At 58.4% G+C, this 7,593-nt stretch carries 11 protein-coding genes; all 11 read right to left on the minus strand.

Annotated features, from left to right (window positions below):
• Positions 1–1,931: phage tail length tape measure family protein (locus tag HBO05_RS28855; protein ID WP_172315008.1), on the minus strand; the 1,931-nt coding region annotated here is incomplete at its 3' end.
• An 826-nt stretch (positions 1,932–2,757) separates the two neighbouring features.
• Positions 2,758–2,916, minus strand: coding sequence for a hypothetical protein (locus tag HBO05_RS28860; protein WP_170045041.1), 159 nt, complete (start codon positions 2,914–2,916; stop codon positions 2,758–2,760).
• Between the two features lie 38 nt (positions 2,917–2,954).
• A complete protein-coding gene (locus tag HBO05_RS28865; RefSeq protein WP_170045040.1) occupies positions 2,955–3,206 on the minus strand; it encodes a DUF1799 domain-containing protein in 252 nt (83 codons plus the stop codon).
• A 62-nt stretch (positions 3,207–3,268) separates the two neighbouring features.
• Positions 3,269–3,652: a phage tail assembly chaperone gene (locus HBO05_RS28870; protein ID WP_172315010.1), complete on the minus strand. Its 384-nt coding sequence runs from the start codon at positions 3,650–3,652 to the stop codon at positions 3,269–3,271.
• Positions 3,653–3,655: 3 nt separating this feature from the next.
• Positions 3,656–4,312: a phage tail protein gene (locus tag HBO05_RS28875; RefSeq protein ID WP_172315012.1), complete on the minus strand. Its 657-nt coding sequence runs from the start codon at positions 4,310–4,312 to the stop codon at positions 3,656–3,658.
• 80 nt (positions 4,313–4,392) lie between these two features.
• On the minus strand, positions 4,393–4,905 hold the full coding sequence (locus tag HBO05_RS28880; RefSeq protein WP_172315014.1) for an HNH endonuclease: 513 nt from the start codon (positions 4,903–4,905) through the stop codon (positions 4,393–4,395).
• Positions 4,906–5,006: 101 nt separating this feature from the next.
• Positions 5,007–5,423, minus strand: coding sequence for a phage tail terminator-like protein (locus HBO05_RS28885; RefSeq protein WP_172315016.1), 417 nt, complete (start codon positions 5,421–5,423; stop codon positions 5,007–5,009).
• On the minus strand, positions 5,420–5,845 hold the full coding sequence (locus HBO05_RS28890) for an HK97 gp10 family phage protein (protein ID WP_169956939.1): 426 nt from the start codon (positions 5,843–5,845) through the stop codon (positions 5,420–5,422). Before HBO05_RS28890 ends, HBO05_RS28885 begins: the two co-directional genes overlap by 4 nt.
• Before the next feature lie 11 nt (positions 5,846–5,856).
• Positions 5,857–6,243 carry a hypothetical protein gene (locus HBO05_RS28895; RefSeq protein WP_169956925.1) on the minus strand — a complete coding sequence of 129 codons (387 nt, stop codon included), beginning with the start codon at positions 6,241–6,243 and terminating at the stop codon, positions 5,857–5,859.
• Positions 6,243–7,298: a hypothetical protein gene (locus HBO05_RS28900; protein WP_172315018.1), complete on the minus strand. Its 1,056-nt coding sequence runs from the start codon at positions 7,296–7,298 to the stop codon at positions 6,243–6,245. The genes HBO05_RS28895 and HBO05_RS28900 overlap by 1 nt, the downstream gene beginning before the upstream one ends.
• A partial coding sequence (locus HBO05_RS28905) for a DnaT-like ssDNA-binding protein (protein ID WP_346343170.1) occupies positions 7,295–7,593 on the minus strand: 299 nt, incomplete at its 5' end. The genes HBO05_RS28905 and HBO05_RS28900, both read right to left, overlap by 4 nt.

Genomic DNA, 7,593 nt, shown 5'->3' on the forward strand with positions numbered 1-7,593 from the left:
GCCAGCTCCTGCTTCTTGAGCCTTCCCTGCTCATTGGTCGCGATCACCGCCAGCTCGCTATCCGACTCCTGCTGAGCCTTGACCATATTGGCCCTGGCGTCGGCGATCTTCTGGTCCAGCTGGATGCGCTGGGCGGCCGACGTGCCGGCCTTGCCCTTCGCAGCCTCAAGCGCCGAGATCTCAGCCTCATAAGAGGATTTGACCTCGGTCGCTTGCTGCTGGAGCAATGCCACTCGCTGAGCCGTGTAGCTCTCCTGGGAGATGATCCCGGCCTTCTGCGCCGCTTCCAATTCCTTGTCCGCGCTCTTGTAGTAGCTGAGCACAGCATTGAGCTGGTTTTTCGAGTCGTTGAACGAGGTGAGGTCGACGCCAGATTTCGGCTGGCTCTTGTTGAACTTCTCACGAATTCCCGAAATTTCTTTCTGGATCTCGACCTCGGATCGACCAGCCTCAATGCCAAGCTGCCTGGCGTCTTTAATGTCGCTTTCAAGCTTCGCCCTGCCGGTTAAGTTGCTCTTTTGGCGAGCATCCCACTTCCCGATAGCGTCAATCCTTGCTTGCTCTGCCCTATCGGCGTCCCCCTGCTCCTTCGCGGCTTTCTCGCTTGCTGCTGCGATAGCCTTTAGGCCATCAAGACGCTTTTTAAGCGCGGCGGTGGAGTCGTCATTCTCGCCGTCTGCCAAGCCGAGGCCGGAGTTCAGCTTGCTCAATCCAGTGGAAATCGCCCCTGCAATGCCGCCGTCTTCACGGGTCTTTATGATCCGCTCAAGGATCTCTATTTCTTTTTTGGCATCAGGGAACAGCTCGGACCGGACATTACGGTACGCCCTGCTGATTGCGCTGCCGATCGCATCCCATCCGGCCTCTACGCCAGAGAGCGACTGCTTGTAACGCTCCAATCGCTGCTGGGCATTCGTATTAAGTGTTTCTCCTAGCAGGTCGAGCGCTTCTTGCCTCTTGCCCTGCTCGTCGAGTGCCGCGATAGCCTCATACTGTGCGGCGGTTAGAAGGCCGTATTGAGAGCTGATTTTCTGCGCAGCTTTCGTCGCATTATCGCCCATGCCACCGAGAGAAGCTGCCACCTCACCAGCGCTCTTGCCGGTAACTTCACCTATTGCTGCTGCGGCATTTGCGAGGCTCACAAACTGCTTCTCGCTGAGCCGTCCGCTGCCCGCGAGAGCCATTACTGCTTCTTTTGCTTGCGAAAAGCTTCCTGTCAGTACAGATGCAGCGGTCGCGATGGAAGAGAGTCCATCTGATGTGAAGCCTGTGCTCGCCGCTCCAGAGAAAAGCGCTTTATTGAAATCGGAGGCTTCTTTCTGAGCGCTGTAGAAGGCCAGGCCCAGCCCAGCAAGAGCGGCGCCAGCTATAGTGACAGGGCTTATGAGCCCGCCGATGTATCCACCAAGGGCCTTGGTTGCTGCTCCAATCCCGCCAAATGAATCTTTGATTTGCGAGCCTTGCTGGAGAAAAACAGTCAGCGGCGCTTGACCGCCCTGCAGCGAAACGAAAATGTCCGAAAACTGTGCAGGTAGCATCCTGAGAGCTGCGGCATTTTGTTTTGCAGTATTGCCAGTACGATTTATTGAGTCATCAAACCGGCCCAGAGCTTCTCTGGACTGCTGAATCTTTCCTTGGTATTCGCTGAAAGTCGAAGCGTCCAGGCCGACGCCTTTGTGCCGCGCGAGCTTCGCTTCCAGCTCATCAAGTCTGCCAAGAGCTTTTACTGTCGGGTTAATTTCTCCAAGAAGATCGGCGAGCTCGTCTTTCTGTTTTTTCAAAGACGCGGAGGCTTTGTCCGCACCCTTCGATACACCTTCGGCTGCCTTTTCCGCCCTGGACCCTGCGGCAGCAAGCTTGTCTAAGTCAGAGCTCGCCTGCGTTGCATCGGTCGAATCGACCTTGATCCCAAGCTCGGCAATCGACGTCATACTTTTCTCCAGGCGTAAAAAAACCCGCCGTAGCGGGTTTCTTAATTATGATTGGTATAAATAGGAAGCCGTAACTATCACTACCCCAACGGCGCAAACGATTAATGTCCGGCTCCTTCTCATCGGGTCATACAACTCGGCGCTTGCGGCTCTAGCCTGCTCCTCGGTAATAGGAGTGACATCCGCTGAGCAATGCTTGCACTTGCTGGCCTGCATCTTGATCAGTTCGGCACAGTGAGGGCACTCGCGCTCACCCGCGCTCGTAACAAGTAGACCCTTCCGAATAGAGCCCGCCCGTTGTGGCAGCGGTTTGACAATCAAGAAGCCGATAAGGCCGGCGAGTGGAAAGCATGCGCCCACCAAAAAGCCAGTTATAGCCGATCTGTTCTTCGCATTTGCAGCTATTGCGGTAAGTATGGCCATCACAAGCCAAGCCAATAAGAGCATTCTCTTGCCTCCCTGTAGATAGCGGCAATCTACCACCATCCACGGGGCGCCCCAAGCCGCCTGTACGAATCCTCAGTAACGCCCGACCATCGGCCAGTAGTAGCCTCCTGCCACACGCAAGGATTCCCCAGTCCTTCGCCTGCAAGCCCAAGGACCGGGACAGCGCCAATATCGGCGCGTTTATGACCTGGAGGTCAATGTGGCTTTAAAGATAAGCAATATCTCGATCAATTGGAGCTCTACCCCGCCATCCGCTCAAGTAATAATGGTGGATGACCATAACTGCAACGTAAGCGTGCCGATCCTTCTCGAAGGTAAAAATGTCGAGAAATTTTCCCTTCAAGAACTTTCGGATTTGGCTCGTACAGCCGCCAAACACTTAGTGAGCCAAGCGTAATTCCAGCGCCGTTACTCGTTGAAGCAATGATTGGTTAGCGGCGGATGTTTGGCCCGACTCTTGATTGAGTCGGGTCTTAAGTTCCTGAATTTCCCGCTTCAGATGTTCCAGTTCTTTAGTAACCACTTCGTTTTCGCTCATGCTGCTCTCCTGCGGCCATGCCGCTTCATGTTGGTTGTCTACGTCCTGCTCTCGCTCATCACCAGCAGCGCCTCAGCTTCCATCATGCGAAGGTCGGGGAAAGCCTGTGCCAGCTCGGCACGCTTGAGTCCGATCATGCTGGCCACCGGCTTGATCGCGTTGTAGTCCAGGCCCACGGCGCCACCCATACCCACACGCCACTGCGTGGACATCGCCTCGAACAGCAGAAAGGCTGGCCAGTTATCTGGCCAGACCTCGTACTCTTCATCGGGGATGTCGGCCTTGGTCATGCCGAACGCCGCCAGGTCAGACTCTGACGGGCCCTGCTCGTACAGGATGCGGGCGACGCCGGTCAGTTTCCCAGGCGGGCCGGCTGGTAGGCGGCCTGATAGGCGGCCAGCACTGCCTGAGGCGCACCTACGCAGGTGGTGACCAGCGCAGTCATGGCTTCGTCCGACAGCTTCTCGTCGAAGCCCCAGCCGCTGACAATGTCCTTGAGCTGTTCGACCTGCAGCGCGATCTCCGAGGAAGTGGCGTCCTGCCAGGACATGCCTTCGTCCTGCACCTTGGTGGCGTGCGCGTCACGCGCAGTGTTCCAGCGGTCGAACAGCGCCGAAAGCGCGATGCGGTCCAGGTACTTGAACTCGAAGTCCACGGCCACCGCTTCACCGCCCACACGGGGGATCTGAACCTTGGCTTTGAACGTTGGGTTTGGCGCGATCTTGATCTTGGCCATTGGTTACACCACCACTGCCGAGTAACGGGTTGGGCGGCCGGCCAGCGACAGGGTGATGACGCGGGTCATGAGGTTGTTGCGACCCAAAGCAGGCGTAGACGTGATAGACACGTAAGCGTTGTAGAGGATGCTGCTGCCGCCAGGCAGGTTAAGGCGCAAGACTCGAGTCTGCTTGTCATCGTCAGCAGCCTCTACCACGGGCACGTACGGCAAATCAGGGTCATCCGCCACCGTGAAGGACATGCTGATAGGATTTTTGGTGGTCGGAATCTGCCGATCATCATCGTCAGCAAGAAAACCAAAGGTCAGGAACTGCTGATCGCCGCCACTGGTATTTACGTCCGTGATCTGAGAAATCTCCACAAACGCAGTCACCTCGCGCACAGAACCCACGCCGGAGCCGGCCGGGTAAGGCTGGAGGTTGGTGGTGTTGATATTGCCCAGGGCAAAGGTGCCGGTCAGGCTGTTGACCACGCGCGCGGCGCGGTCGTTCAGGCGAGTCCAGCCGGAGGTCACTGCGATGATGTCGCCATCACTCAGGCCGTGGGCCGCAGAAGTGGCCACCGCCGGGTTGGCGTTGCTCAGCGCGGTTACCGGGATCGCCGGGCCGTAGGTCGAAGCGATTTGCAGGGTCGCGCCGTTGGGTAATCTGAAAGACAATTTCAACTCCTATGCCGCTTCTTGGCGGCGCATATAGATTCTTCGGGCATAAAAAAACCCGCTCAATGGCGGGCTGTTCGTTAAATCGTGCATCCCTTATGCAGGGTTCTTTTCGCTTCCAAGTAGGCCGCGTGAGCGTCTTGGGCCGTACTAAACGACCCTAGATGAATTTTCTTTTTCTCTACTACGATCTGTCCTCGCCATTTCGAGGACTGCTGATCCCATATGGCGCCAAGCAATCCGCTTCGGTTGTTCCGGTAGGCTGACCGCTGGTTTTCCATGTTCAGTGTGTAATCGGCCACCCGCAGGTTCGCAATCCGGTTATCGGACCTTACACCGTTGATGTGGTCAATTTGCTCGGCGGGCCAGACGCCGTGCACGTAAAGCCACGCAACTCGGTGAGCTTGATATCGCTTGGAGTCAACCGATACCCGGTGATATCCGGGAGATGAGCCAGAGGTAACGAGGAAGTCGGCGCGGCTGCCAGCTTTATGGCGCTGGGCAGTCCTGATCTTTCGGGTAAATATCCCAGTCTCAGGGCAGTAGTTGAGCAGCTCGCGTACCCGGTCAGCAGTTAGGGTATTTTGATCCATTCCAGCACTCCTTTAAGTCTGGCGTGGTTGGGTACGGACTGCTTTGTTGGCAGCTCCAGGCCCGATCATTTTACCACTTCCACTGTATGCAAACACAGCTATCACGGCGTGTCTGCTCGATACTGGAACGAGGCCGGCACGGTGTAGGTGCTGCCGTCAGCGATGCCCGGGCCTGGCCCGACCGGCGTCAGCACGATGGCGACCAGTCCGGCGCGCGGGATGCGCAGGTTTACCGGGAACAGTGCGGCCAGTTCGTCGACGATGCCGCTGGCCTCGGTCCGGTACTTGCCGGAGGGGGCAACAATGTTGACCTGGAATACGCCGACGTACAGGTGGTGGTCGCCGCCCAGTGTGTTGCTGGCGCTTACCGCAGGAAGCGTAAAGGCCCGCAGGTACGTCTCGCCAGAGGCCGGCGTGTATGTCTCGTTCTCGACCACCACCTTCAGTGGCTTGGCTCGAGCCTTGGCCCAGGCCAGCAGGCGCGACTCGAAAGCCGCGGCGATGATGTTATGGCTCATACCTGGTTATTCCTGATGGCTTCTTCGACGATCTGCTGGAAGCGTGCGAGCGTGATTTGCACCATGCCGGCCGGCGCCTGGTCGGAATGCCCGTATTCGAGCGGCACGCCGTACACCAGGTTGTTGACGATGTATGCGACCTGTCCGGCCTCAAGCTTGCTGACCTCGGCCACCAGAGTCGCAATGGTTTCGTGCCCTGCCTTGTCGAAGGTGTCGATGCTCTGGTTCGAAGGCGCACCCACAGTGAACTGCCAGTTGCCTTTGAATCGCCCAGTGTCCACCGGTGACAGCCGGATAACCGAAGTGCCGATCTCGATCACCACATCGCGGAACACATCGTCGATGGCTTCCTTGGTCTGCTCGGCGAATGCCGCCAGGCTCTCGGCAAAACTCCCTTGCTGTCCGCCGTAGCGGCTGGTCATGTGATTTGCCATTACTTGCGCACCTGCAGCTCAAACCCAACCGCCAGGCCGGCGTAGTTCCATGGGCCGACGGCGATGACGGTGTAGGTGGTGCCATCGAATTGGATGCGGTCATTGCTCAATGGGGTCGGCATATCCGCCCCGCTGAGCTGCACCGGAGACACCAGCAACTTGACGTCGCCGCGCACGATCAGCGTGCCGTCGATGTACTTGTTGTCGTATTCCTCGCGGAAGCCGGAGCCGTTCACGACCATCTCGCTGGGCGCTGGCGGCGCATCCGGGTCGTATTCCCCAATGTTCTCTCGGCGCAGGACCAGCTCTAGCCCCTTCCCGCCCTTGCTGCGCGGCGCAAGCATCCGAGTGGCCAGGGCCTTCGCACGGTCATAGATATCTGGCATCACTTGCGCCTTATTTTGTAGATGGCCGAGCATCGGCAGTTGGCACGCTCACTCCACCCCGCTCCGAGGCTTGTGTCACCTGGGTAACGAAGCAGCGCCCCGGTTGGGCTCTGGAATGGCTGATCCTTCTGCACCTCTTGACCGCCCATCACGGAGTGCGTGTGGCGGACCTTCTTATCGCCTCGGTCGCGCCAGGTCTTCGTGACCGAATCGCGATCCAGGCCCTGCGCAATGAGCTGCTCGTAAACCTGGTCACGACCGGCACCGAACGACTCCAGCGCCTCAGCCTTGGACAGCATCTCGGCATATGTCTTCATCAGGCGATCAGCGTAGCGACCAGCGATCTTGTCCACGTCAGCCTGAGCAACGGGTGTACCTGCCTTGATGGCGCGGTTCACGATCCCGTCGAAACGGCGGTCCCGGCGCTTGCGCTGCAAGTACTTGCGCATTTCGTCGGGATTTCCGCCCAGCAGCTGCCCACGGGCGTTGAGGACGTACTGGGCATAATTACCGGGCAGACCGATAACACCACCGGAACGAGCCCCGGTCTGAGCGCTCACGCGCCCCAACAGGTCAAGTGCCGCCTGGCGAGGCGTGCGAACCATTGGCGTAGCGCTGACTTCGACCTGCGCCGAAACAGGCTGTGCGCTGGCCCAACCGACAACACGACGGCGACTTCCGATCACTTCGCGAATAGCTGCTCGCACATCAATGGCCGAGTTCGCGCGGATCTCTTCCGCTTTGGCGGCCACCCACTTTTCGGCAGCGGGTTGGCGGACATCGAATTCGAAACGCCCAAGATCACGCGGAATAATGATTGCCTTGACCTCGAGCCTGGCTCCGGCAATGAAAACCGACCTGGCCAGCTCAAGGAACACCGACAGCGCGCCCAGGCTGAGCAGCGCCACCAGGCCCTCTTCATCCTCTTCAGCGATCAGGCGCTCGACTTCTGCAACCGTTGCCGCGCCGACCACCGCTTTGACCTGCTCCAGATAGGCCCGCTGCATCGCAGGCTCCATTCCTTCGATGGCCTGGATGATCTGCGCCGGGGTCATACCGTAAACACCGCAGGCAGCGTGTAGCGAGCCACCAGCACAGGGGCAATCATCTCGTCGATGATGCTGATCACCGGACGGACAGAGCCGGCGGCGTCTGCACCCACCGACACGGCGAATTCAGTTTCCAGCGGGCCGACCTTCTCGCGCTTGACCAATGATGCCGATACGAAGTCAGGGCTGAGGCTTCCAGGGTTAAGAGCCTCCCTATAACCAGCTTCAGCAGTTGCGTTTTTCACTTCCGCCGGCACTGTAGAGTCGGATATCGGAAGACCTTCGTAATCCTCCGCGCCTC

Source organism: Pseudomonas sp. WS 5079, from assembly GCF_012985465.1.
Lineage (GTDB): Bacteria > Pseudomonadota > Gammaproteobacteria > Pseudomonadales > Pseudomonadaceae > Aquipseudomonas.

What these genes read in the sequence shown, in the direction of transcription:
- HBO05_RS28860 (WP_170045041.1), bottom strand. Translation starts at nt 2,916, where the DNA reads ATGAGCGAAAACGAAGTGGTTACTAAAGAACTGGAACATCTGAAGCGG.
- HBO05_RS28865 (WP_170045040.1), bottom strand. Translation starts at nt 3,206, where the DNA reads ATGACCAAGGCCGACATCCCCGATGAAGAGTACGAGGTCTGGCCAGAT.
- HBO05_RS28870 (WP_172315010.1), bottom strand. Translation starts at nt 3,652, where the DNA reads ATGGCCAAGATCAAGATCGCGCCAAACCCAACGTTCAAAGCCAAGGTT.
- HBO05_RS28880 (WP_172315014.1), bottom strand. Translation starts at nt 4,905, where the DNA reads ATGGATCAAAATACCCTAACTGCTGACCGGGTACGCGAGCTGCTCAAC.
- HBO05_RS28885 (WP_172315016.1), bottom strand. Translation starts at nt 5,423, where the DNA reads ATGAGCCATAACATCATCGCCGCGGCTTTCGAGTCGCGCCTGCTGGCC.
- HBO05_RS28890 (WP_169956939.1), bottom strand. Translation starts at nt 5,845, where the DNA reads ATGACCAGCCGCTACGGCGGACAGCAAGGGAGTTTTGCCGAGAGCCTG.
- HBO05_RS28895 (WP_169956925.1), bottom strand. Translation starts at nt 6,243, where the DNA reads ATGCCAGATATCTATGACCGTGCGAAGGCCCTGGCCACTCGGATGCTT.
- HBO05_RS28900 (WP_172315018.1), bottom strand. Translation starts at nt 7,298, where the DNA reads ATGACCCCGGCGCAGATCATCCAGGCCATCGAAGGAATGGAGCCTGCG.